This window comes from uncultured Microscilla sp. (assembly GCF_947493425.1).
Classification (GTDB): Bacteria; Bacteroidota; Bacteroidia; order Cytophagales; family Microscillaceae; genus Microscilla.
The window spans coordinates 1-24,512 of sequence record NZ_CANLRP010000002.1 but is presented as its reverse complement, the minus strand read 5'-3'; the positions used below and the strand labels follow the sequence as shown (position 1 = coordinate 24,512).

Annotated in this window: 20 protein-coding genes; 13 read left to right on the top strand and 7 right to left on the bottom strand. The window is 39.0% G+C overall.

Features of this window, described 5'->3' with window-relative positions:
* Positions 1-68: 68 nt before the first annotated feature.
* Together groL and Q0954_RS00955 are read left to right on the top strand one after the other, a co-directional pair.
* Entirely contained in the window at positions 69-1,721 is a 1,653-nt protein-coding gene (gene groL / locus Q0954_RS00960; protein ID WP_299452470.1) for a chaperonin GroEL, read from the top strand.
* Positions 1,722-1,915: 194 nt separating this feature from the next.
* Entirely contained in the window at positions 1,916-2,371 is a 456-nt protein-coding gene (locus Q0954_RS00955; RefSeq protein ID WP_299452468.1) for a hypothetical protein, read from the top strand.
* A 4-nt stretch (positions 2,372-2,375) separates the two neighbouring features.
* Here Q0954_RS00955 and Q0954_RS00950 read toward each other — a convergent pair whose 3' ends face one another.
* The gene (locus Q0954_RS00950; protein WP_299452466.1) at positions 2,376-3,485 is read right to left on the bottom strand and encodes a helix-turn-helix domain-containing protein; all 1,110 of its coding nucleotides are present in this window, start codon (positions 3,483-3,485) and stop codon (positions 2,376-2,378) included.
* A gap of 67 nt (positions 3,486-3,552) precedes the next feature.
* On the bottom strand, positions 3,553-4,245 hold the full coding sequence (locus tag Q0954_RS00945) for a hypothetical protein (RefSeq protein WP_299452463.1): 693 nt from the start codon (positions 4,243-4,245) through the stop codon (positions 3,553-3,555).
* Positions 4,246-4,767: 522 nt separating this feature from the next.
* On the opposite strand from Q0954_RS00945, the gene Q0954_RS00940 reads away from it, so the two are divergent.
* Entirely contained in the window at positions 4,768-5,466 is a 699-nt protein-coding gene (locus Q0954_RS00940; protein WP_299452461.1) for a hypothetical protein, read from the top strand.
* 337 nt (positions 5,467-5,803) lie between these two features.
* Here the strand turns inward: Q0954_RS00940 and Q0954_RS00935 are convergent, their stop codons facing one another.
* Positions 5,804-9,295, bottom strand: coding sequence for a M43 family zinc metalloprotease (locus Q0954_RS00935; protein ID WP_299452459.1), 3,492 nt, complete (start codon positions 9,293-9,295; stop codon positions 5,804-5,806).
* A gap of 1,152 nt (positions 9,296-10,447) precedes the next feature.
* Here Q0954_RS00935 and Q0954_RS00930 point away from each other — a divergent pair.
* Positions 10,448-11,476: a hypothetical protein gene (locus Q0954_RS00930; protein ID WP_299452458.1), complete on the top strand. Its 1,029-nt coding sequence runs from the start codon at positions 10,448-10,450 to the stop codon at positions 11,474-11,476.
* Positions 11,477-11,543: 67 nt separating this feature from the next.
* Here Q0954_RS00930 and Q0954_RS00925 read toward each other — a convergent pair whose 3' ends face one another.
* Both Q0954_RS00925 and Q0954_RS00920 read right to left on the bottom strand, forming a co-directional pair.
* Positions 11,544-12,260 (bottom strand): DUF4328 domain-containing protein, encoded by a 717-nt coding sequence (locus Q0954_RS00925; protein WP_299452456.1) that lies wholly within the window; start codon positions 12,258-12,260, stop codon positions 11,544-11,546.
* Positions 12,261-12,570: 310 nt separating this feature from the next.
* Positions 12,571-13,386 (bottom strand): 2,3,4,5-tetrahydropyridine-2,6-dicarboxylate N-succinyltransferase, encoded by an 816-nt coding sequence (locus tag Q0954_RS00920; protein ID WP_299452454.1) that lies wholly within the window; start codon positions 13,384-13,386, stop codon positions 12,571-12,573.
* 304 nt (positions 13,387-13,690) lie between these two features.
* Between Q0954_RS00920 and Q0954_RS00915 the strand changes: the two genes are divergently transcribed.
* Positions 13,691-14,101 carry a hypothetical protein gene (locus Q0954_RS00915; protein WP_299452452.1) on the top strand — a complete coding sequence of 137 codons (411 nt, stop codon included), beginning with the start codon at positions 13,691-13,693 and terminating at the stop codon, positions 14,099-14,101.
* 272 nt (positions 14,102-14,373) lie between these two features.
* On the top strand, positions 14,374-15,345 hold the full coding sequence (pfkA, locus tag Q0954_RS00910; RefSeq protein ID WP_299452450.1) for a 6-phosphofructokinase: 972 nt from the start codon (positions 14,374-14,376) through the stop codon (positions 15,343-15,345).
* A 275-nt stretch (positions 15,346-15,620) separates the two neighbouring features.
* Here the strand turns inward: pfkA and Q0954_RS00905 are convergent, their stop codons facing one another.
* Positions 15,621-16,559 (bottom strand): bestrophin family protein, encoded by a 939-nt coding sequence (locus Q0954_RS00905; protein WP_299452448.1) that lies wholly within the window; start codon positions 16,557-16,559, stop codon positions 15,621-15,623.
* Between the two features lie 722 nt (positions 16,560-17,281).
* Here Q0954_RS00905 and Q0954_RS00900 point away from each other — a divergent pair.
* The 6 genes from Q0954_RS00900 to Q0954_RS00875 all read left to right on the top strand — a co-directional run bounded on the left by Q0954_RS00900 (position 17,282) and on the right by Q0954_RS00875 (position 22,900).
* Positions 17,282-18,928, top strand: coding sequence for a GMC oxidoreductase (locus Q0954_RS00900; RefSeq protein ID WP_299452447.1), 1,647 nt, complete (start codon positions 17,282-17,284; stop codon positions 18,926-18,928).
* Positions 18,929-19,108: 180 nt separating this feature from the next.
* Positions 19,109-19,384, top strand: a complete 276-nt coding sequence (locus tag Q0954_RS00895; protein WP_299452445.1) for a hypothetical protein — start codon at positions 19,109-19,111, stop codon at positions 19,382-19,384.
* Between the two features lie 112 nt (positions 19,385-19,496).
* Entirely contained in the window at positions 19,497-20,474 is a 978-nt protein-coding gene (locus Q0954_RS00890) for a bestrophin family protein (protein ID WP_299452444.1), read from the top strand.
* A gap of 194 nt (positions 20,475-20,668) precedes the next feature.
* Positions 20,669-21,103 (top strand): ABA4-like family protein, encoded by a 435-nt coding sequence (locus tag Q0954_RS00885; RefSeq protein ID WP_299452442.1) that lies wholly within the window; start codon positions 20,669-20,671, stop codon positions 21,101-21,103.
* A gap of 194 nt (positions 21,104-21,297) precedes the next feature.
* Positions 21,298-21,534 carry a hypothetical protein gene (locus Q0954_RS00880; RefSeq protein ID WP_299452440.1) on the top strand — a complete coding sequence of 79 codons (237 nt, stop codon included), beginning with the start codon at positions 21,298-21,300 and terminating at the stop codon, positions 21,532-21,534.
* A 283-nt stretch (positions 21,535-21,817) separates the two neighbouring features.
* Positions 21,818-22,900, top strand: coding sequence for an acyltransferase (locus Q0954_RS00875; RefSeq protein ID WP_299452439.1), 1,083 nt, complete (start codon positions 21,818-21,820; stop codon positions 22,898-22,900).
* Positions 22,901-23,084: 184 nt separating this feature from the next.
* Here Q0954_RS00875 and Q0954_RS00870 read toward each other — a convergent pair whose 3' ends face one another.
* Positions 23,085-23,549 carry a MarR family transcriptional regulator gene (locus Q0954_RS00870; protein WP_299452437.1) on the bottom strand — a complete coding sequence of 155 codons (465 nt, stop codon included), beginning with the start codon at positions 23,547-23,549 and terminating at the stop codon, positions 23,085-23,087.
* 708 nt (positions 23,550-24,257) lie between these two features.
* Here Q0954_RS00870 and Q0954_RS00865 point away from each other — a divergent pair.
* Positions 24,258-24,512: hypothetical protein (locus tag Q0954_RS00865; RefSeq protein ID WP_299452436.1), on the top strand; the 255-nt coding region annotated here is incomplete at its 3' end.

The window sequence follows — 24,512 nt, the reverse complement described above, 5'->3', positions numbered from 1 at the left end:
AGTAACCATTACTGCCACACTATCAACTTTACTATTTTACAAAACGAATATAATAATCATTTTTAGTTATGGCTAAAGAGATATTTTTTGATACTGACGCTCGTGATAAATTAAAAAAAGGATTGGATACTTTGGCAAACGCCGTAAAAGTAACCTTGGGTCCTAAAGGAAGAAATGTAATCATCGACAAGAAATTTGGTGCTCCTTCTATTACCAAAGATGGGGTAAGCGTTGCCAAAGAAATTGATTTGAAAGACGCGATTGAGAACATGGGTGCTCAATTGGTAAAAGAAGTAGCTTCTAAAACAGCAGACACTGCTGGTGATGGTACTACTACTGCTACTGTATTGGCTCAGGCTATTTTCTCTGCGGGTATCAAAAACGTTGCTGCTGGTGCTAATCCAATGGATTTGAAGCGCGGTATTGACAAAGCTGTTGATGTTGTTGTAAAAGACTTGCGTAACAACCAGTCTAAAGCTGTAGAAAACAACGACCAAATCACTCAGGTTGCTACTATCTCGGCTAACAACGACAAAGAGATCGGTACAATGATAGCTCAGGCTATGGAAAAAGTTGGTAAAGATGGTGTAATCACTGTTGAAGAAGCTAAAGGTACTGAGACTGAAGTAAAAGTAGTGGAAGGTATGCAGTTTGACCGTGGTTACCTTTCTCCTTACTTTGTAACCGATACTGAAAAAATGGAAGCTGACTTAGAGACTCCTTATATCTTGATCTCTGAGAAGAAAGTTTCTAACATGAAAGAATTATTGCCTGTTTTGGAAGCTGTTGCACAAACTGGCAGACCTTTGTTGATCATTGCTGAAGATGTTGATGGTGAAGCATTGGCTACTTTGGTAGTAAACAAAATCCGTGGTTCTTTGAAAATTGCTGCTGTTAAAGCTCCTGGCTTTGGCGATCGTCGTAAGGCTATGTTGCAAGACATTGCTATCCTTACTGGTGGTACAGTGATTTCTGAAGAGCAAGGTTACAAACTAGAAAACGCTGGTATCGATCACTTAGGTACTTGCGAAAAGATCATCGTAGACAAAGACAATACTACTATTGTAAATGGTAGCGGTGAGGCTGGTCGTATTGAAGGACGTGTAAACGAGATAAAATCTCAAATCGAAAACACTACTTCTGACTATGACAAAGAAAAGCTACAAGAGCGTTTGGCTAAATTATCTGGTGGTGTAGCTATCTTGTACATTGGTGCAGCTACCGAAGTAGAAATGAAAGAAAAGAAAGACCGTGTAGATGATGCATTGCACGCTACCCGTGCTGCGGTACAAGAAGGTACTGTAACTGGTGGTGGTATTGCTTTGATCCGTGCTTTGGATGCATTAGACAAAGTTGAATTTGTTAATGAAGACGAAGAAACTGGTGTAAACATTATCCGCACTGCTTTGGAATCTCCTCTACGTACCATCGTTTCTAACGCTGGTTTAGAAGGTAGCGTAATTGTACACAAAGTACGTGAAGGTGAAGGTTCTTTTGGTTACAATGCCCGTTCTAACAAGTTTGAAGACTTGATCGCAGCTGGGGTAATTGACCCAACTAAAGTAACTCGCTTGGCGCTTGAAAACGCTGCTTCTATCTCTGGACTATTGCTTACTACTGAGGCAGTAATTGCTGACGAGCCAGAAGAAGCTGGTGCTGCTGGTGGCGGAATGCCTGCCGGAATGCCAGGTGGCATGGGCGGAATGGGTGGAATGATGTAAGCCTCCCTTTTGTCTTAGACAAAAATAACAAAGCTATAAAAACTAACCTCCTAAGATTTGTTTCTCAGGAGGTTTTTTTTGTCCCAAAAAATTGGTGGCAAATAATGGCTATTCATTGAAAATAGCCAAAGAAAATAGTGATTGTACGATTGTTGCTAATTTTTGAGTAGCATCAAAAAATCAGAACATTCACTATGAACTATATAAAATCATCAGATAACATCTTTTTTCAAAACAAAAATTATAGACTGTACCATATTGCTGAACTCAACTTGTTGATTGTAGAAGCCAGGGGGCTGGTACAATTAGAGTTTGCTCAGGAAGCCTGGTACAAGGCGATTGAGAAAGCAGTAGAATTTAAAGCATTAAAATGGCTCATAGATGGATCAGCCATCGAGCTTGTAGACCTCAAAGCCAGCGAATGGCTCAGTAAAGAATTGTTTCCTGTTTTGGGCGAAAAACTTAACTACCCAGGGCAACGCATTACCGCAAATGTGCTTCCAGCACGCTTTTATGCTGAGATGAACTCAAAAGACTTGATGAAGAAAAAATTGGCGCATGACGCCACCACTGGCGAAGAAGGTATACAAAGGGTATTTCAAAATTTTAAAACTTTTGACGAGGCGTATGAATGGGTAATTGGGCATTAACTACTCATGACGCTTGCTTGGCAAAGTACTCGGACGGTGAAGCGCCCATTAGTTTTTTAAAGGACTTGTTAAAGGTAGTTTTAGAGTTGAAGCCTGCTTCTTGTGCAATACCAAACATCGTAAACTTTTGTGCTTCTTCGGTTTGAGCCAATGTGATAAACTCTTTGATACGGTAATAATTGACATACTCAAAAAAGGTCATACCGATTCGTTCATTTAACAAACGGGCAATCTCAGGATTGCTCACCCCTAGCAAATCGGCAAGCTCTGACTTCAACAGTTTACGGTTGAGGTAAGGTTTCTTGTTTTCCATTAATTGTTCCAGCTTATGTTTTAGCTGATCAAGGTCTTTTTGCGACAATCGAGAATGTGCATATTTTTTGGTTTTTACTACTGATGCCAACCTAAACAAGTCGGGCGCTGTCATACCATAATAAGCAATCAAAAGAATAATGAGGGCAATGCTCAACCAAAGGGCTTGTCGAGTGGTTTGGGCAATAAACTTATTTCCATAAATACTCATCAAATAAACCACCACCCAGCACAATAAACAGGCTCCTATGGCTATCAAAAAATTCAGGAAAAACCGCGTTTTGATCACATAGCTCAACTCATCTTGTAGTTTTTTCTTAAAGGCAAAAAACAAACGAAAACTAAGCGCCCAATACGTAATGTTGAACAACAAACCCACTCCGGCAAACCAAATAGACATTTGAAGTAGTTGTCCGCTCTTATACTTGGCTATATAGGCTTCTTTGGTAGGTATGATAAAAAATACCGTAATCAGGATGATATACACCACCCCTGGAATATAATGCACCAAATCGCGATAACTAAAGCGTTTGTCAAACAAAGACGAACGAGTAAACAAATATATGGTAGCTCCAAACAACAAAATGGCAAACTCGGAAATGGTAATGAGTTTGAAGTTTTTGCCAAAAGCACCTGACAAATACAACACCCGCCCCGTAAGCCCTACAGTTAACACCAACACCAACACAATCAAATATTGATTCAGGGTTTTTCTACGTGTGGGCGAAAAAAGGTAAATAAATAGTAAAAACAGGCTTTGTAAGTAGCCAAAATATACCAATTGATTCAAAAATTTTTGCATACGCTCTAAAACCAATAAACAAAGTAGGCATTGTACGCAATACCTACTTCTGACTCAAACAATAAAATTAAAAAATTTTAAACTGATGTACTTGTTTTACGGCTTGATGGTTCATTTTTAGATTGGCGCGATAAAACTGCTCAAATGCTGCTTTACTTTCCCACTGGGTAATGGTAAAATAATCAGGGTTATAATCATAACCAAAAGGTGAAATTCCTTGGGTGAGTTCCAGCTTAATCACTCCTTTTGACTGACGCACTTTTTTGCGCCAAGCTTGCTTAAACTCACGAAACCCTTGTGTATCTTTTTGCCAATAAGCAGTCAATACCGTGTATTTTTTCTTATATATCTCAAAAGATATGTCTTTTTTTAATTCATAATAGGTGAGGTCAAACCTAGACCAGATGTTTCTTCTCTTCTGGTGAAAATCGGGGTAATTTGCCTCTACATGTGCCAAAAACTTCTTACGAAGGGCAAGGTTGTCCCAATAAGCCAATATTACACTCTGTGGGTGGTAGTTTCCCTGAGTAGGGCTTTCTTTTACAGGAAATCCTTTGAGGGAGTGATAACCAAATTTTTTACCTATGGGGATAAATGTTTGAATATAATTTTTAGTTTTTTCTTGTACACCTGGCTTCATCCTCAACAACAAAAGATCAAACACTTGCCCTTTTTTTAGATGATAAGTGAGTTTGTCAGACTGAGCTGATAAAGTAAAGGTATGCACCCACATAAAGCACAATAACAATAATATTCTCATAAGTTTTTTTGTTTATATGATTTGTAATGCCCCAAACCTATGAGATTGGTTGGATAACGAGAAATAAAACAAAGGCATAGAGGTACATATACGGTATATGTACTTGATTGCTATTGGTAAACAAAGGAAAAAAACAGTATTTAAGCACCTGGCAAGCACCCATTGACTCAATGGAGAGCCACCGCATCATTGCCAAATGTTTACTATACATATCACTGATAATTAGCGCTTTGCAAAATTGTTGTTTACTCAAAAACAAGTGAGCTTGAATCCAAAAAAATCTCCTTAACCAGAAATTGACTACATCAAAGTTGCTTCTTTTTGCATAAAGCCTCTGATGATTAATTCACAAAAAATTGTTAATGAAAAATATTCCTTGAACTATCTCTTTTAGGTTAGTGTTTTGACGGTGGTAGTATTAAAAAATAATGACTTTAGTAAGCTTGATGACAGTTTATAAAAATTAAATTGCTCAAGTTTGCATGACTGTTTTTTTATTTCATTCAAAAACCCTTTAATAAAATGATGAACAGACTCCTATCCACTCTTTTACTGGTATTGATTGCCAGTGGTTTAACTTATGCTCAAGACTCTCCGGCAAAATCGCGGTTCAGTGCCGACTTGGGCTTAAGTGTTGGTGCGCAACAATACGGCGGGCATGCCTGGTTATCTAACATGCACTTTTTGGGAGCCAAAAGAAAAATAGGCATTGGTTATGGTATTCGCTGGAGTTCTTACTTTGGTACAGATCAGAACTTTACCAGTGCTCCTCCCGAATTTGCCGGAAAAGCAGAAAAAGAAGGGACACTAACCGTAGCCAATGCACAAATTAACTCTTTGAACCTTGCCATATTTTTGCAATATAACATTACCTCAAAACTAGAAGCTGGATTTAACATTGACGCCATTGGGTTTAGTTTTGGCGATGAACAAGCCAGTGCTTTTGCCCCTCCAGGTACAGGTACCAGCAATACGGCTGCTTATTTGGCCAATCCAACCTCTACCAACCTTTTACTGGTAGGAGCCAATGATCGTGGTTCGCTCTATTCTGAGTTTTTTGTTCGTTATAAGCTCAATGACCGCCTCGCAATTAAGGCTGCTTTTAGTTACTACTTCTTAGAATATACCACCAGTCAACCTATAGCTGCCAACGATGATAACGACCGTTTTCGTAATAGCGCCTCTATGGTAGGGCTTGGGGTCAGTTATACAATTAAGTAATTGCCTAAATTAAGCGGCGTGTTCGCTCCTGAGAAAAATACCGATAAAACCCTCAACAATAATGGCCTGGTTTGGCTTCAAGCCTTATTGCCATATTTTGTTGAAAAATAGCCAAATTAATTGCCCTGCTCACTGTATCACAGGGCGGGCTCCAAGCTTTTTTCTCAATTAACTTTGTAGGGTTTGGACTTTGTTCTACGGTTTCGAACACCTATTTCAGAACATGCCGCTAAGCATTACATTGTTATACAGCCACAAGTGAAGTGATATATAAAAAAGCAGACCTTTGTATGTTCAAAGGTCTGCTTTTTTATTTCAAAATTTCACTCTCAGAGTATCACTTCACTACAAACCTCATAGTATGTACAGTCTCTCCCAAAGTCGTTCTCAATATGTATATTCCAGCTTTGTAATTAGCCGTATTGATTTTGATCAATTTTTCATGCTTCTCTTCTTTACTATCTCCACTGTTTATGATATTACCCAATAAGTCAATCACTTTTACATTTACAACTCCCTTTTGAGTTGTATTTGGGTTTATTTTTAAGCATAACGTGCCTCCTTTTTTCACTGGGTTTGGATAAGCAAATACTGTCAAGTCGTTACCTTGTGCACGGTTGGCTACCCTTGTATTGGCAGTAGCCCTTGGTGCTACATTTAGCGTATAGTCTTCTACTTCGCCATAACTAAAGCTGCCACAAGCAGTTGTACTTCGGTAAGATACCTTGATCCTCATACTGGTACTACCAAGTACCGCATTTGCAGGAACAGTTACTGTAGCTACTGCCACTAGGTTGCCGGTTTTATTCATTGTTATAGTTTCACCACTATCATCAAAATCACCATCCTGATTCCAGTCTACCCACGCATATATTTCATCATCGCTACCATCTCTATACCCTATTATTTCTACTCTTAGGTTATGACTACCATTTCTGGCAACTGTAGTAGAAATATGTCTATAGTTATGATAACCAACCGCATCTCGGTTAGATGAATTATTAATGGTTCCTAATTGAACTTTAGTAATGGCTTCTGGACCATTATTTCCTTTAGCAGTACAATAAACCTTGTCATCGGCAGATAATAATGTACCTGCAACAATAGACTGATCAGGAATAGCTGAAACTGCACAAGATAAAAACTGTAATACCTTTCCATCTGAACTTACCTTCATTTCTATCCAGCCATAATGCATCCTGCCCGAACGTTGAAAACGAATGCCAATATATTGCCTTTTGCCTCTCCACGCTCGATAAACATCAGAATCAATCAGATGTTGTCCTCTGCCTAAATGGTACTGTCTACCTTTTTTCCAAGAACTGCCTGGACCTATTTTTATGCCATAACCCAATGGAGTTAGTTCATAGTTGGCGTTGGCGATGGCGTCTTTTCGCCAGGAAATGAACTTGAGACCAGGCACTGACGATTGTCCTGTTTTATAAAGCTGCAATTGGTAAGTGACTTGCGCACGTGAAAGGCTCTGGTGAGAGGTTAACAATGAAAAACTGGCTGAATTGGGCGACCCTTGATTTAAATCCATGACCTCATTTTCTAGTGTTTTGATAAAACTTTGCCCTAAAAACTCCATATTAAGCGTATATTTTGAGGCAATTATTGTCGCCGCATTACCAGAAGCAAAAGCCGCAGTCAAAAACTCTAGGTCAATATTGTTCAAGTAGTCCCAGCCTTGGTTGGCACTATGCCCTTGATAGGTAGACCTCCCCTTCATTTTCAAGCGGGCATGCTTAGAATCAAGTACGTTTACCTCAAAAATAAGCCCGGCAGGTACATTTTTAATAGTATAATGAGTCCCTGACGTCAATACTCCCCTGTTAGCAAACGATGCATTCTTAAGCTCTACCAAAATGTCGTTTGCCATTGTTCCATCGTTGGTTTTAGCTTCTACAAACCTGTCATTATAATACACTACCATAGGTTTGGTGATGGTAGTTGTCATAGAAGCTCCAGGTTTCTCTCTCAAACCATAAGCAATTCCTTTGACATGCGAACCATCTGCTGATACCTCCAAAAGCAGCCAGCCATAAAGATAAGAATTATTGATAGTAGGAATACGAATGGCTGCATAAGCGGTTTTACCTCTCCAGGTAGTATACCCAGGGCTTGTAATAATGGGCAACTGATCGGTCACACCCGCCCGACTTTGCCAGGTACCAGCTGAGTTTGCCGAAATGGTGGCATTTTCTGACAACATCCGTACTTGTTTGGTATTGGCATTGCACAATACTTCCAGGTTAGTTTCATAATTATCCAACGTAACTTGGTCACCATCAAAGTTTCTTAATAAAACACTGAACTTACCCCCAATGGCAAATGACTCAAACGAGCTATTTTGTGGCAGTCTATTTGGAGTAGTGTACCCCATTTCTAAGTGTTTAGAAAACACCTCATAGTATCTGCCATAAGCCTCAAGAAAATCTATAGTATAAGTTCCTGTGGTATGGGTGAGTTGCCCCACTCCCCCAATAATTGCAGGATTTAATAAAGTCACAGTAAAATCGGTCGAGTTGGCTTTGTTGTGCTGATTTGCTTTTCCTGCCAAGGAAATTTCTGCCATTGTTTGATCAATCACATTGATATTGACTGTTAAACCCGTTGGAACCCCACTTACTGCGTAGTGCACTCCCTGCCGCAATGCTCCCAATCTGGCAAACTGTACTCCTTCAGCTTTGATTTTTCTTTTGTTTAGTATTTTGCCGTCATTATCAAAATGTTCAACCAAACTGAGGTATTTATCCTGATCACTGTCAGTGATTTGCTGATAAGTAAAAACAACCCTGCGATTTGCAGGTGTAGTTACCGTGCCGGTAGCTATCAGATTGTTATTTGTCCATAGTGTTTTCCTAGCCTCATGCAAATCAAGGAATCCCTCCATACGTGTAACTTGCCCTTGGGTAAACATGGCTTCACAAGGGTTATAATCCATGTGGTTTTGTACATTGATAAATTCATTAAAGCAGTTCTGTAAGCTAGTATTTACCTGACAATCCCTTGGTGCTTCACCTCCTGTGGTGGCGGGTGTATCGCTTACTTTATCTCCTTCACCTCTGGTACACCCTCCTCTAAAAGTGTGATATAAACCCAAAAAATGCCCAAACTCGTGAGTTAAAGAAGAAGCAGGAGGAGTATACAACAAGTATTTGCCATTATACACTACTCTAGCAGTGCCTTCTTCAGACATACCAGTAGCCGGCAACCAAGCAGTACCTGAATTGGTAGTGCTACCCGATTTTAAAATCAATTGAATGTGCACATTCATATATTTAAAGTTGTCCCAGGCATAGCGGGCAATGTCCTTATCTCTGGTACCATTCAGGGCAAAACCTTCTTGGTACTCATGATAAATAATGCCAGTAGTTGTATTGCCTTTGGGGTCAATTTGAGCCAACCGAAACTCTACGTCCATCCTCCCCTCAATGCTTTGAAAACGAGGGTTTACAGGGTCATTGCCTCCTTTAAAGTTGGCATTGACGGCTTCTAGGGCTTCTTTTACAATGGCATCGTTTACAGGATATACTTGTCCACTGTTTCCTTTCCATTCTGTGCCATATATATGAAAAACTACAGGAATGACATACCTCGGATTTCCTGCTGCTTTTTGCTGTTTGGTTACTCTACGGGTGTCATTGGTTCGGCTACGAAAATATTGCTGAAGAGCTCCCTCAAATGCCTTAGAGCTTGGGGTAACTGCTTGCTGATACAAGCAACTTTCGTTGTTTTGATGTTGGTTTTGTGCCTGTACAGCCGTGGCAACAAAGAGGTAAGACAGCAATGTAGCTGCCCACAATTTCACAATAAATGTTTTCATTATTAATACATTAAAGACGTGTAATACAAATTGGAATATTACAGAAGTACCTCATACTGATGACTCCTGAATTGGTTTTCTGACTTTTGTCAGTACATAAAGTTCGAGTGAACTCTCACAACTACCTGAAGAATAACCTGTGAAAATAAAGTGGTTCGATGGTGTAAGCTTTGAGTTGTTGGGTTACAAAAAATCAAGCCTGCAAATGTTTGAATACCAGTAAGCTTTGAAGCGATTTTTTGCCATGACAACAGTCAGAAACTATTCACTGCATTGGGTTTGATGCAAGTGGTTGTAAGGCTGTTTTTTCAAAAAGAACACAACAACTAAAAGTTACATTTTTTGAATTAGATTATTTTGTTGGGTTATTAAGCAAGTACAAACCAGGTTATTGTGCCTCACATTAAAACAAGGATATAAATAAAATGGCCTTGGACAACACCTTGGAGCTACAAACAATTACTGAGTGATGCTCCATTATTGGGACAATACAAAACTTGAGGCAATGATCAAGTTTAAAGAGGGGGGCTTAATTGGTTAATTAAACTTTTGAGCGCAATTGTTTGATGTCTCATAAGTTGTTTTTGGCATAAGGTCAACTGATAAAAAATTAACATGATGATATTATTAAAGGTGTGTAATATAATTTTACTATGAGCCCAATGTAATAATTCAATATATTGAGCCATCACTCAAGCATAGATTTTTCAGACACATGTTAATAAAGTACAAATAACTGGCAATTTAGTATAACCTCATACTACTTATTCAATTGCCTTTACATAAAATTATATGCTATATACCTTCAGATAAAGGGGCTAAAAAAGGTGAAAAAACACACAAAACAGTATCTATCCAAACTTTATACTGTACAAGTTTTTATTTGACTTATGTTTATTATTATTTGTTTTTTACAGCAAAATATAAATTGAACCATACAGTATTTTACAATTTTTTTAAAAACACCTCACCGCCTACTTATATACACCATCAGGAAAAGTAAATCACACTCTACTCACCTAATATGCAAATCGAAAAACCCGATTTAATCCAAATAATATTTTATTAAAAATTATATAACATATATTTTATTCTTTTCCATCATTTTCCCACTACATTCACGCCTTTCTTTACTTAACCCAATCAAATACAATGAAAAATTACACGCTAATCTTGGCTGTTTTGATGCTTGCAATAGTAGGTTGTCAAAACAGTGAAACACCCACACCCAATCATCAAACAATTGCTCAAATACCAGGCAATGCACTTTCTGTACGACAGTCAGCTGCTTTTTATGCTAACCTGGCTTTTCAGCATGCACCTGTGCACTATCAAGATATTGATCGTACTGGATCGCACAGCTTGAGCGGTAAGGCTGACTACATTACAGCAGTAGATTTTGATGATGACCTCAACTCTAGCAACAACTGGAACAACATTGCCAATAATGCTTATAAGGCTCAAGCACATGCGTATTATTCGGTGGTAGAGACTTCTACCCATTATTTTATCATTTATGCGTTTTTTCACCCCCGTGACTGGACTGATAATTGGTTTTTGTATCGTTTTGATGAGCACGAAAATGATTTGGAAGGTTTGTTAACCATTGTAAAAAAAGATGGCAGTACTTATGGCAAAGCCGAAGGAGCCATTACGGTTTTTCACCGCGATTTTTACTCTTACAAAGCGCCTGGATCATCACTTACTAATGGTGATGAAGACATTGACGGCACTTTTACTACCCAATATTATGGAGGAGTGTATCGTTTTAAAACTTCGCAAGAGGCCAAAGGACATGGTTTAAAGGCATACGCCAAGCAAAAGCCAGGGGGCAGTGATTATGTGGTATATTACCCAAGCAAAACCACCAGTGAGGTGCCTTCAAGTATTTACGATCGAAATGTAAAATATAAATTGGTGAATATGTTTGGGGCAGATGGAATATGGACACACCGCTTCAACACTGCTTTTTTGACCAATGCCAAGAGTTTTCCAAGTACTTATGGAAATGGTTCGGCAAATACTCCCTGGAACTGGGACGACCATAACGATGGTGGTGGGCAAGGTTTATCACATGGAGGAATGGCTTATTACCCTGCCGAATTGGTAGATGCTTATTTCAATGGCTTGGGTTCGTTTAGCAAACAATACATTTATAACCCCTATTTGGGGATTGAATAAAAGTTTAGCATAAAAAAATCCTGAGATGGTTTAATCTCAGGATTTTTTTATTTTGATTATCTATGTATTAAAAATTTTCATGCATATCTTCATCTGAACGGTCAATACCTATGTTGTTGATCTGGTCTTCGTAAGAGAACTCCATTAAGGCAGGTTCCACCTTGGCATACTCTCTAATTACTTGTACTACCAAAAAAGCGGCTATGATGCCTAATACGTGTTGCACTATACTCATGATGGTGACCACTTGTATTTCAGCGATTTCTTTGGCGTTCATTGCCATTCGCAAGCTCACCTGCCCCAAGACACTCTTAAATATCCAGGCAGCCCACCAAACCCCTAAAACAGAAGTAGAAAGTTGCCCTTTGTCTTTGAACTCGTAGGTTGCCAAAAGCTCGGCTGTTTCTTCATACAATTCTTTCATTATTTGAAAAGGACGAAACAGGTTTAAAAATGGCACAAACCAAGCACCAGCTGCCCAACCTTCCGAATGGTTCAAATGATCAACTCTTTGGTGCAGGTTGTAGTAGGCGCGGCGAAACCATTGGATAAAAGTAATACCCGAAATAGTGAGTACAATCAAATACACTATAGCTACCAAACGTTCGCGGGCATCATTGGCGTTGGCTTCTTCAATTGTAATAGATGCTCCCGCCACAGCTGACTGAATAAGGTCATACTGTAAGTAACTGGAAATTAAAGCTATAACTTCAACCACCATCACTACCCAGATTAAAGTAATGGCTGTTTTTGCCCGTTGATCATTGGGTTTTAAATTATTCATAAATCTCTTATTTTAAGTTTAATGCACTTGTTAAAAAACATAGAGGTTAATTATTTTTGTTGGATAAAACTTTAGTGAAGAACAACTACTCACTATTTTATTTTTTAAACTTATTCAATTTATATTTTGAACGTACCCCACAGCAATTTAGTTATTTAAAGTTTTTAGTCCTGTTACCAACATATTTTATAGCCAATGACCGCCAAACTACAAAAGTAACCTTTGTGAAAAATTGGTGTAAGCCACAAAAAAAAGCGACAAGTCATACATAATGACTTGTCGCTTATTGCTTCTTCCCTTCTGTCTTTGCTTAAACAGCTACATTGTTCTCACGCAATGCATCGTTTAACGAGGTTTTGAGGTCGGTACTGGCTTTGCGTTGACCAATAATCAAAGCAGTAGGAACCTGGAACTCTCCAGCAGGGAACTTTTTAGTATAAGTCCCAGGAATCACTACTGATCTTTCGGGTACATACCCCTTATATTCTACGGGCTGGTCGCCAGTTACGTCTATTACTTTGGTGCTCCCGGTAATGGTTACATTGGCACCCAGTACAGCTTCTTTGCCTACTCGTACTCCTTCTACTATGATGCAACGTGAACCAATAAAAGCGCCATCTTCTATAATAACAGGGGCCGCCTGCACAGGTTCTAACACTCCACCCAAACCTACACCTCCACTTAGGTGTACATTTTTGCCCACTTGAGCACAACTGCCCACAGTAGCCCAGGTATCTACCATAGTACCAGAGTCCACATAAGCTCCAATGTTTACATAAGAAGGCATCATCACTACACCTTTGGCTACATAAGCTCCATGACGCGCCAATGCATGGGGTACTACACGTACTCCTAGCCCAGCATAGTCGCTTTTCAAAGGAATTTTGTCGTGAAACTCAAAAGGGCCTACCTTGATGGTTTCCATTTTGCGCGTAGGGAAATACATAATAACAGCCTTTTTGATCCATTCGTTTACCTTCCAACCGTCAGAGGTTGGTTCGGCTACCCTCAACGCTCCTTTATCCAGTTTTTCAATAATGGTGTTGATAGTTTCTACAGTGTCGGCTTGTTGCAAAAGACTACGGTCTTCCCACGCCTTTTCTATCAAAGTTTGAATATCGTTCATGATTTGTTTTTATTACAGCGACAAGGCATAAGCTTCAAGCAGCAAGGTTTGCCATGTTATACCAAAACCCCTTGTGTACACTTGTAGCTTGTCGCTTGAGTCTTATAGCTATTATGGTTTTAAAATTAGCACATTCGCCTATAAGTTTCTAACAGAATAGGTATTTTTCTGAAAAACAGATTTTTTATTTTTTTTTATTTTCACGTCAAATATTTTACCTTGTAATAGAGTTGGATCAGATGCCAATTTCATTTATTCAATTCATCTAATATAATTGTAAATCTTCACTTAACTTTCAAACATTATGGTTGATCAATTAGCCAAAGAAATTGCCGCACACGCAAGTATCAATGAGGAACAAGGTAAAATTGCCGCAGAAATAGCTATCGAGTTTATTAAAAAAAGAGTTGCCGATAAGGTAGACCAAAAGGTAAACGAAGTACTCACCCTTACCTCAGCCACTATAAAAGCCGAAGTATATGAGGCTGTAACTGGGGAACCTAAAGAAACTTTCATGGAAAAAGCTTCTGATATTGCCGGAGATGCTAAAGATAAAATAGGAGAATTTGCTGGCGATGCCAAAGAAAAGATAGGAGAATTTGCTGACACTGCCCGCAACTTTTTTTCTAACCGTTTTGGCGGCAAAAAAGAAGAAGAAGGAAAGAAAGACGATGACAAAAAAACAGACGATAAGATTGCAGAGAAAAAAGACTAATCCTAATAGTCTATAGCATTCAGTCGATAGTCGATAGCAGTTTCTTGTGAGTATCAACAACTAACATTGCATCAAGAAGCAATGTAAAGCTTTTTAGATTAAAGTTTTGTTTTTTTACAAAACTATCGAGTACAAGGCACCAGGCACTCCCTGGTGCCTTTTTGTTATATAGGGCAATTGTTTTAATTTCGTATTTCCATAACTTTGGCGAGCGTTGCTGTAGAGTTGCGCAATAAAAAGTGAAATAGGCAATTTGTATAAAGTTTATTTTTATGAAACGAATAGCAGTATTTACCTCAGGAGGCGATGCCCCAGGAATGAACGCTTGTATAAGGGCAGTGGTGCGTACCGCCATTTATAACAACATAGAAGTATATGGCATTATGCGTGGTTACGAAGGAATGATCAAAGGGCGCATTCATCGGATGGAGTCTAAATCGGTAAGTAATATTATACAACAAGGTGGCACTATCTTAAAGTCTGCCCGTAGTGCTGAGTTTCGTACTTATGAAGGGCGCAAACAAGCTTATCAACAACTAAAACATTTTGATATTGACGGTTTGGTGGCTGTTGGTGGTGATGGTACTTTTACTGGTGCCAAGGTGTTTCACGAAGAGTTTGGAATGCCCACGGTGGGTTGTCCTGGTACTATAGACAACGATATTTATGGTACCGACTATACCATTGGCTACGATACAGCAGTAAATACTGCCCTGGAAGCTATAGATAAAATTCGCGATACTGCTGACTCACATAACCGGGTGTTTTTTGTGGAGGTAATGGGGCGTGATTCAGGCTATATTGCCATTCAATCGGGGATTGGGGGTGGCGCCGAAATAGTGATGGTACCCGAAACCGAAACTACCATTGCCCAGGTAATAGAAACCTTACAAAAAGGCAGACTCAATCATAAATCTTCTTCTATTGTAATTGTAGCTGAAGGTGATGAAGAGGGCAACGCAGCCGATATTGCCGCCAAAGTAATGGATGCAACCGAAGGGTTAGACATTAAAGTAACTACGTTAGGGCACATTCAACGGGGAGGCTCACCTACAGCTCAAGATCGAATTCTTGCGAGTAGAACGGGCATTGGCGCAGTAGAAGGGCTACTTGCGGGCAAAAGTAGTGTAATGGCTGGGGTAAAAAACAACAAATTGGTATACACGCCTTTTGAAGATGCCATTGATAAAAACAAACCTATTGAAGACGAACTTATTAAATTGGTAGATGTGCTAAGCATTTGATGTGTGATGTACTATTATTGTTTTCTTCTAGCCTTCTAAGTTTTACAGGGTTGTGAGTACAACCTACTCTTCAATCCATCAATCGCCTACTTTTAATGTTTTCCCAAACACTGACTCGCTTCTTGTAGTTGGTGTTTGGGAAATGTGTTTTAGCCTCCCTTATCATTGATTACCAGTAATACAAAAGGGGAACGTTTACGCGAATCGTCTTCTCCTAATTCACAAGTTTATAAGTAACACAAGGTGTATCTAAAACCCGGTGAACGCTGTATTGCTTACATCAACACTCCATTGACTGCTCTGAGTGGTTTGGGTAGTTCAGTTTCTTTGAGTTGCTCTCGTAGGTCTATTTCTATAGTGCGACACATCGAAGTCATAGGAATATCATTGATTCCGTTCGAGAAAGGGTCTTCGGTATAATGCCCTACTTGCTCAAGTACTGTAAATATCCAAGAAACCAATACCGCCAAAGGAATCGTCATCCAGTGTAATATATCTACAAACCCAAAAGGCAACAAACACACAAAAATCCAGACAAATACTTTGGTAAAAAAAGCGTATTGACGAGGCAAAGGGGTGTTCTTGATGCGTTCGCACTTGCCTTGTAAGTCATACATGACATTGAGCGAGCGGTCTAGTTCCATGTGTCTAAAATCGTCAATCAACCCCACGCTTCGGGCATACTGTAGACGCTCTCCCTGAAGCTGGTTCAACTGGGTAGGTTTATTTTGCTTGAGGTTTATTTCTTTGAGTTCTTCTTCTGAAATAAAGTGGATTAACTCATACCAACAGGTTTCGTTGAGCAAGTCTTCGCGACGCAAATGCAAACGCAAGGCATTGAGCCAGGCAAGGTGTCGATATACCAGTTCTTTCTGAAGTGTTTCCGCGTTTTCTTCAGTAATATCGCCTTGGGTAAACTGGGTAGTAACAAATGTAGTCACCTGACGGGCAAACGAGCGACTAGTGTTTACAATGCCTCCCCAAATCTTGCGAGCTTCCCAAAAACGATCATAGGCTGAGTTGTTGCGAAAACCCAATAAAATAGCCACGGCTGTACCTAAGGTACCCAACGGCAAGAAAGGTATGGCAATTTGCTTGATTCCATAATGCAGGTAAGCTATACAAACCAAAGTAGCCAAAATGGTAAAGATGAAGAGGTTTTTCCAGGCAAAGCCCAAAATCACCCTTAATGAGATAGTTTTATTGATATACATTCTATTGTGTGAGTTACAATGTAAAAGCCACAAAGTACAATTTGTAAAGAGTGAGAGACAGGCAAAGCTACACTATACTACTACTACTCTTTTATAAGCAACACTATACAACCAAAATTAACAGAACATTTCGTAAAACCCAAGCCGAAGCTTACGATCCTCTGTATCAAGGCTTATGACCATCCTGACACATACAGGTAATAAATTTCGTAGTGGATAAAATTGGATAAACACTATTAAAAAACTGAAAATCAAATAATTACAATTTAGCTAAAGAATACGCTTGAATATATTCACTTAACTTCACCTTTTAATGTCGCACCGCAACATGCCAAATTCCAGAAATTTATTCCCAACATAAAAATTATAGATTAAAAATAGTGGAGGCCTGAAAAATAGCATTAAACTTATGACCCACTGAGGCTACACCTTTAGCCAAGCTTTATTGGAAACAATCCAGGTTGCTTTGAATAAACAAACGCATATAAATCCAGTTAAAGAAAGGTACATCAATGAATAAAATATACTACTTTCTCTCTCAAGCCTTTAAGAAAAATCAGATATAAACATTGAATAAAACATTAAAAAACAAACCCAACCGCAGAACGAAGTTCAAAATCTGCACAACTAATCTATGAAACTTTGTTTCTGATCATTGTGTGTCTGTCAGATTACTTTGTTTTTTCCATTTTACTAAACAATTTTATAAATAAAATTCTATCATGCCAAAATTATCACGCCGACGATTTCTCGGTTTATCAGCTATGGGAAGTGCCTCTCTACTAGGTTTGACCACCGTTAGCCTTGCCAGCCACCTTACCGACGATTTAACTACCTTACCCAAAAGAGAAAAAAAACATAATGAAACTACTCACTTTACCTCCATTGTTGTGGGAACTGGCTATGGTGGGGCAGTATCAGCTTTACGTTTGGGAGAGGCTGGGGTAGATACCTTAATGCTGGAAATGGGACAACTATGGGACAAACCTGGCAACGATGGACAAGTGTTTTGCAAAATGACCAAACCAGATGGACGAGCCATGTGGTTTAAAAACCGTACAGAAGCTCCCCTGAGTTCTTTCTTGTGGATCGATGCTATCAATCGTCCCATTGACTATTACGCTGGCGTGCTCGACCGCATCAATTACCCCAATATGTCGGTATATGTTGGGCGAGGTGTAGGGGGTGGTTCACTGGTAAACGGTGGCATGGCTGTGACTCCTCCTATGAATTATTTTCAGGAGATTTTGCCCGAAGTAGATGCTAATGAAATGTATAACAAGTATTTTCCTCGTGCCAATCAAAAACTTCAAGTAAACACCATTCCCAGTGCTTTGCTGGAAAACTCTCCCTATTATCGTTTTACCAGAGTGGGGCGTCAACAAGCCGAAAAGGCTGGTTTTAAAACTGTAACAGTGCCTAATATCTACGACTACAATTACATGCAACAGGAAGAAGAAGGCACAGTACGTAAATCAGCTTTTGACAAAGAAGTAATTTATGGCAACAATGGAGGCAAACGTAGTTTGGACAAAACCTACTTGGCTGATGCTCTGGGAACAGGCAAAGTAACTCTTAAGTATTTGCATAGGGTAGATAATATTACCCAAAACTCCCAAGGGTTGTACCAGATAAACGTTTCTGAAATAAACACTTCTGGGGCAACAGTTGCTCAAAAAACATTTACTTGCAAACACTTATTTATGTGTGCTGGATCGGTGGGCTCTACCGAAATGCTGGTACGTGCCCGCGAAACGGGTAAACTAGCATCACTGCCAAGTGAGGTGGGTACCCACTGGGGCAATAATGGCAATGTAATGACTGCCCGTGCCAACCACATGTGGAATCCTACTGGTACCAAACAATCTACTATTCCAGCAATGGGCATCAACGATTGGAATAACAAGAGTAACCCGGTATTTGCCGAAATAGCCCCATTGCCTACTGGATTCGAGACTTGGATCAGTTTGTACTTAGCCATTACCAAAAACCCCGAAAGAGGGCATTTTGAGTACGATTCTAACAAGCAACAAGCTGTATTACGCTGGGGAGCACATCAAAGTCAGCCCTCAGTCAATGCTGCTAAAGCCATGTTTGACAAAATAAATAAGAGCAATAAAACCATATATCGTTACGATTTGTTTGGCAATAACAAGGCTTTTGCTGATGACTTTACTTACCACCCACTGGGAGGCTGCGTGTTGGGCAAAGCTACCGATTTGTATGGTCGAATAAAGGGATACTCAAATCTATATGCAAACGATGGAGCACTTGTTCCAGGTAATACTGGTGTAAACCCATTTATAACCATTACGGCACTGGCCGAACGAAATATAGAAAAGATAATTCAGGAGGACGTGCTTAAATAACGGTTGCAAGCAATTAGCAACAAGTAGTAAGTAGCTTTGGTTGCCTTTTCAAATAAATACTTGTACTACTTTGGTTACAAAACATACACTTACTCCTTTTGTTTTTAGTGGGATTCTATCTATTCATTTTAATGCGTAACTTTGTACTTGATAACAAACAGAACATAAAATTTAATAAAAATGATAGGAGCACTGGGAATTTTGGTGGCTATTGGAGGCTTTTTGTTTTTGTGGACTATGCTGAGCTACCACACAATGAATAAGATAAAACACCAACTAGATGAACTCAAAGAAAATATGGAACAACTGAGCCAGGCAAATGATACAGCCAGCATAGAACAGTTGAAAGTATACCAGAAACGTTACTCAGTAAAAAAATACGACTATAACGAAATGGTAAACGAAATGCCTTCGAAAATGGTAGCCACAATGTTTAGGCTTAAACCAGTTTCTTAACACCAATGGCAACAATTTAATTCGGGAGGTAGTATTATTACATATAGCCTGATGCCTACTGCCAGGTAGCTACGGCTCAACTCACAGTCAACATCAAAAATTAAAGCAAAAGATGCCAGATAAGAGACAAGGAATGTCACGCCTTGAGTGGTATTTCAACAAATTGATTTGGAATACTCACATGCTACACGAGCTATGGCAAGGCTTACTTGTTATTGCCGTGTACACACTCGCTTTAGTATACTTCAAAGTAGACATTTGGGCAAAACCTTCTACAATGGTACACTCTATTTTAGGGCTTGCTTTGGGTTTATTGCTGGTGTTTAGAACCAATACTGCTTATGACCGCTGGTGGGAAGGGCGCAAACTTCTGGGAGCCTTGGTAAACAACTCACGCAATATTGCCATCAAAATAAGTACTTATTTTGACACGGCTGAAGACAAAGAGTATATGAGCAGGATGGCATCGGCTTATGCTTTTGCATTGAAAAGCCACTTACGTGATGGTGACGCTGCCAAACGTATTTTTGGCTTACACTTGATTACCGAAACCGAGTACCAACGCTTTAGAAAGCTCAAGCACGTACCCAATGAAATTGCCCGTTGCATGTATGAACTGGCTACCCAACGTTATAATGAAGGTAGTCTGAAAGAAATGCAGTTTCTGAGCTTTGAAAAGCACTTGGCTGCCCTGACCGATATTATTGGTGGGTGTGAACGAATCAAAAAAACGCCTATGCCATTGGCTTATGGTATTCACTTAAGGCAGTTTCTCAACTTATATATCTTTTCATTGCCATTCAATCTGGTACACGCCCTTGGCTACTGGACAGTACCTTTGCTGGCGGTCACTTATTATGCATTGGCGGGGCTCAAAGAAATTGGAGAAGAAATAGAAGAACCTTTTGGAACAGATAACAACGACTTGCCAGTCAATCAAATAGCCCACACCATTTACAATAATATTTATGAAACTACAGGGGTTACGCAACCCAAGATTTTTGATGAGGTGAGCGAAACTCACGAAAATGAAGTAAATCACGATGCACAAGTACCCCAACTTGACAAACAAGAGGTAATAGATAATTAGCGTTACAAGCACTCTTTTTTAACGAGAGGGTGCTTGCCAGACCAAATAAATCAACAGAGGGCAAGGTTTTAAACAAACTTTGCCCTTTTTTGGTTTATATTTTCCAGTCTTAACAAAAATTTGTTTGGTAGTCTGGGCAGTAATTTTTAGCCCTAAAGACAACGCTTTAAACAAACCCTAAATCAAAAAAACCTATGCTTGAAAATTTATTTACACTTGTAAACACGGTAGCACTTGTTGGTTGGTTGTTGTTGATATTTGCCCCAGGCTGGCAGTGGACCAGGCGTATTGTACTTTCACTGGGCATCTCATTATTTTTTGCGATCATTTATGTCGTAATGTTTGCCCTCAATATTGCCGCTTTTAAGTTAGATAGCTTTAGCACCCTGGCGGGGGTCATGAATTTATTTACCGCCCCTCAAGCAGTACTCATTGGTTGGGTGCATTACCTTGCTTTCGATTTATTTGTGGGTTGTTGGGAGGTAAGCAATGCCCAAAAAACGGGCGTCCCTCATAAATTTGTGATTCCTTGTTTGCTGTTTACTTTTATGTTGGGCCCTACTGGGTTGCTCATGTATTGGGTGGTGCGTCAATTAACCGTCAAACCTAAGATGGAGGCTAATTTTTAAAACTTAACCCCTGACTGGTTGGTTAGGAACGGTGTCAAAATAAATACGCATTTTTAACCTCATCTTTTTTGGACATGCTTCGTTAAAAAAACTTGCCATAGCTATGGCTATGCCGCGTTTTTTGACCTCGCCTGACCAAAAAATATTTCCTTAAACTATAACAACTTTATTTTTACACCATTCCTTAGCATACTATGAGCGAACAAGAAATACAAAACCTGATCAAATTACTGAAAAGCGATGAAACTCAATATTGGGAAATCGCTTTTCAGATAATGAAAGGAGCCGGAGTACCTAACCATCCTGAGGTGTACCGTTATGCCACCAACAATAACCATAAAGTATTGCTGAGTTATCAGCATAACCTGCTGCATCAGTTAAGCCAGCAATACCCTTCGCGTAAGCCTAGAAGAAACAAAAAAAAGTGGTAGGTAGTTTTTATCTCCTACTACTTTTTTTGTGTATATTCTGGTTCCTTCACCCTTCCTTTTTGTGTTTTCCCTATCAAAACCATTTTCTTACCCTTTACTTCACAGAACAAACCTAATTTTATAACAACCTGTTTTACAATATTTTAAGAAAAGCACATTGTACTTCCCAATAAGCTCGCACATCGTACTTATAGGCAGATTACTCATCAATATACAGGTTTGTCTACTTTTGGAATATCCTCACTAAAGAGGAAGTGAATAAATCAAAATTTAGTAGATAACCATGCAAAAGAATAAACAAACATCGGCTCAGAAAGAACGCCGCTATGATATTGACTGGTTGCGTATTTTGTTGATTTTTAGTGTGCTCTTGTTTCATGTAGGAATGGTATACCGAGGAGGCAATGAAAACTGGCACATAAAAAGCCCTCAAACCAGCGAATGGCTTCACCACCTCATGGTACAATTGCATATTTGGCGAATGCCTCTACTGTTTTTTATATCGGGGGTGGGCACTTACTTTGCCTTGGGCATAAAAAATAGCCGCAAGTATTTGGCAGAACGAACCAAACGCTTATTCATACCATTGCTGGCCGGGATGTTTGGCATTATAGTACCTATTCAAATATATATAGAGTACCTTGTGAAGGGGAAAGTTCAAGGAAGTTTTTGGGACTTTTATCCCACCGTATTCGAGTTGGTACCCTACCCTCAAGGAAGTCTCAGTTGGCATCACCTCTGGTTTATTTTATACCTTTTTATTTACTCATTACTTGCCCTTCCTTTATTTTTACAATTGCGTACAACCAGAGGAAAAGCTTTTATTAAGCGACTCACACGTATTGCCAGCGGCAAGGGAGCGCTGTTGCTGGGTGTACTGCCAATTTTGCTTGTCAAAGTTTTACTTAAACCCCACTTTCCAAAAGAGACGCACGCCTTGTACAACGATTGGGAATATTTTACTTTTGGCTGGATGTTTTTTATTGCGGGATATATGATTGCCTCCCATCAACGTTTTTGGGACATTTTGAAAGAGCAACGCCGTATCTTTTTGATAGCTTGGGTACTTGCTTCAGCATTTTTGTATTATAACTACTTGGCTACACCCAAAACCTGGATTTTCCCCAAGTTGCCTTTTGACATTCGTTATTGGTGGATTTCTCAAACAATGGTTGCATGGTTTAGCATGTTGGCGGTGATGGGCTATGGCTATCGTTATTTAAATATTTGGCACCGTTGGCTCGAGCCACTCAATCAAGGTATATACCCTTTTTACATATTACACCAGCCTGTCATCATTGGTATTGGTTTTTTCTCAGTGCATTGGGGGCTGGCTTTGTGGTACTTATGGCTCTTTCTACAGTAGTTTCTATAGGCATTTACTGGTGGCTTGTTCATCCATTTGCCCTGATGCGGACATTGTTTGGAATGAAACCCAAATCTACCCTCAAAAAAGAAAGTGAGCCAATACCAATAAATCAACTTGCCTAAAGCCACAAAGCGTGAACAAGTTGCCTTGTTCACGCTTTGAACTAAAAAAGAAGCATTGATTATGCCCCTACTGCCACTGGACGTTTATAAATCACATTGAACGCATCGAGTAGCATGTCTATTGACTCTACTACCTGCAAATGTTTATTTTGAGGTATTTGTTCCAGCACTTTTCTTATTGATTTAAAAGAGCGGGTGCGGGCGTTTTCGTATACCTCTTCGCCCAATTTAGTAATCACTACATAACTGGCTCGTTTGTCGTGCTCAGCTTTCATTTTTTCGAGCAAACCTCTCTTTAACAAAGGCTCAATCAAACGTGTAGTAGTACTTTTGTCTATGCCCAATCGCTCGTGCAAATCAGACAAAGGCATGATCTTGTTTTCCCGGATAAGATCAAGCATGTAGCATTGATTTAATGTAACCCCTGTATTGTTTTGCGACTTTCGGTCAAAAAAACGCAGGGTTTTAGATAATTCCCTTACAGTATCAATGATTTTTTCCTCGATGTTAATGTCGTTTTTCATAATAACTCTCAAGTATTTTCAGCCAATGGCATGCCTTACATACCTTCAAACCTGAATTGTTTTTTAATGCAAACATTTAGAATCCTAAATGCCTGTTGTTAGAAATTATTAACCTGATAAAATTTATATTAATATACTTCCAGTATGTGCTTGTTTGTTCCATCAATTGGAGTATACAATCACCCTTTTGTTTTGAACACAGTGCATAAGTGTGCTTAATCAAAAGTATCTGGTAGAATATCAGCTGGTTGAAAAGTATTCTAAAGTAAATGTTTAACGAAGTTATGTGGTAGCAGGAGTGTTTAAAGCAAAAATACAATGCTTAAAATATGTTGAGTGGTGGCTAGGAAAAGCTGGATTATAGTTTTTTTCTTTATGTTTTTTGCTGGTGCAAAGTTAATCTATTTTCATATTCTTTAGTATTTCAATCTGTATTTTATCTTGTTTTAATCGAATTATTTTAGCCTACTTAATGCTTCGATAACGACATAAGTTGTATTATAGTTTTTTTAAGACAAAAAAAGAGTGATTTTACCTAAAAATAATATAGCTTGAATACCCACTTAGACAATGGAATTGTACAAATTGACTGTTTTTTGCCACAACAGTTGTATAGCCAGACTACTCTACCCGACGGTTTTGATAAAAAAAGGAAAAGGTTGCATATTGTGCTTGCGACACATCAATATCACCTTTTCCTTAAAAAAATTGAAAAGCAATTTATACAAATTGATCCGAAAATCGGAGATAATTAAGCACAAAAAACGTCAGGAGTTTCTTGTAGACATGATTGAAGGTTTAATCAAAAGCCGCTCTGTTCATTTTAGCGAGATTGCAGATAAAATAGCTAAACCTATTAAGGTCAGCTCATTAGAGCGCAGAATACAAGATTTTTTTGCTAAGGTTAGCTTTGATTATCTAAAGTTAATGCCTTTTTTCCTTAGCTTTATCCATAAACAGAAG

Bases quoted from the DNA above. Each gene is read 5' to 3' on its own strand.
- Q0954_RS00905 (WP_299452448.1), bottom strand. From the start codon at position 16,559: ATGTATATCAATAAAACTATCTCATTAAGGGTGATTTTGGGCTTTGCC.
- Q0954_RS00915 (WP_299452452.1), top strand. From the start codon at position 13,691: ATGGTTGATCAATTAGCCAAAGAAATTGCCGCACACGCAAGTATCAAT.
- Q0954_RS00875 (WP_299452439.1), top strand. From the start codon at position 21,818: ATGCAAAAGAATAAACAAACATCGGCTCAGAAAGAACGCCGCTATGAT.
- Q0954_RS00890 (WP_299452444.1), top strand. From the start codon at position 19,497: ATGCCAGATAAGAGACAAGGAATGTCACGCCTTGAGTGGTATTTCAAC.
- Q0954_RS00880 (WP_299452440.1), top strand. From the start codon at position 21,298: ATGAGCGAACAAGAAATACAAAACCTGATCAAATTACTGAAAAGCGAT.
- Q0954_RS00950 (WP_299452466.1), bottom strand. From the start codon at position 3,485: ATGCAAAAATTTTTGAATCAATTGGTATATTTTGGCTACTTACAAAGC.
- groL (WP_299452470.1), top strand. From the start codon at position 69: ATGGCTAAAGAGATATTTTTTGATACTGACGCTCGTGATAAATTAAAA.
- Q0954_RS00895 (WP_299452445.1), top strand. From the start codon at position 19,109: ATGATAGGAGCACTGGGAATTTTGGTGGCTATTGGAGGCTTTTTGTTT.
- Q0954_RS00920 (WP_299452454.1), bottom strand. From the start codon at position 13,386: ATGAACGATATTCAAACTTTGATAGAAAAGGCGTGGGAAGACCGTAGT.
- Q0954_RS00935 (WP_299452459.1), bottom strand. From the start codon at position 9,295: ATGAAAACATTTATTGTGAAATTGTGGGCAGCTACATTGCTGTCTTAC.
- Q0954_RS00900 (WP_299452447.1), top strand. From the start codon at position 17,282: ATGCCAAAATTATCACGCCGACGATTTCTCGGTTTATCAGCTATGGGA.
- Q0954_RS00925 (WP_299452456.1), bottom strand. From the start codon at position 12,260: ATGAATAATTTAAAACCCAATGATCAACGGGCAAAAACAGCCATTACT.
- Q0954_RS00940 (WP_299452461.1), top strand. From the start codon at position 4,768: ATGATGAACAGACTCCTATCCACTCTTTTACTGGTATTGATTGCCAGT.
- pfkA (WP_299452450.1), top strand. From the start codon at position 14,374: ATGAAACGAATAGCAGTATTTACCTCAGGAGGCGATGCCCCAGGAATG.
- Q0954_RS00945 (WP_299452463.1), bottom strand. From the start codon at position 4,245: ATGAGAATATTATTGTTATTGTGCTTTATGTGGGTGCATACCTTTACT.
- Q0954_RS00870 (WP_299452437.1), bottom strand. From the start codon at position 23,549: ATGAAAAACGACATTAACATCGAGGAAAAAATCATTGATACTGTAAGG.
- Q0954_RS00930 (WP_299452458.1), top strand. From the start codon at position 10,448: ATGAAAAATTACACGCTAATCTTGGCTGTTTTGATGCTTGCAATAGTA.
- Q0954_RS00955 (WP_299452468.1), top strand. From the start codon at position 1,916: ATGAACTATATAAAATCATCAGATAACATCTTTTTTCAAAACAAAAAT.
- Q0954_RS00885 (WP_299452442.1), top strand. From the start codon at position 20,669: ATGCTTGAAAATTTATTTACACTTGTAAACACGGTAGCACTTGTTGGT.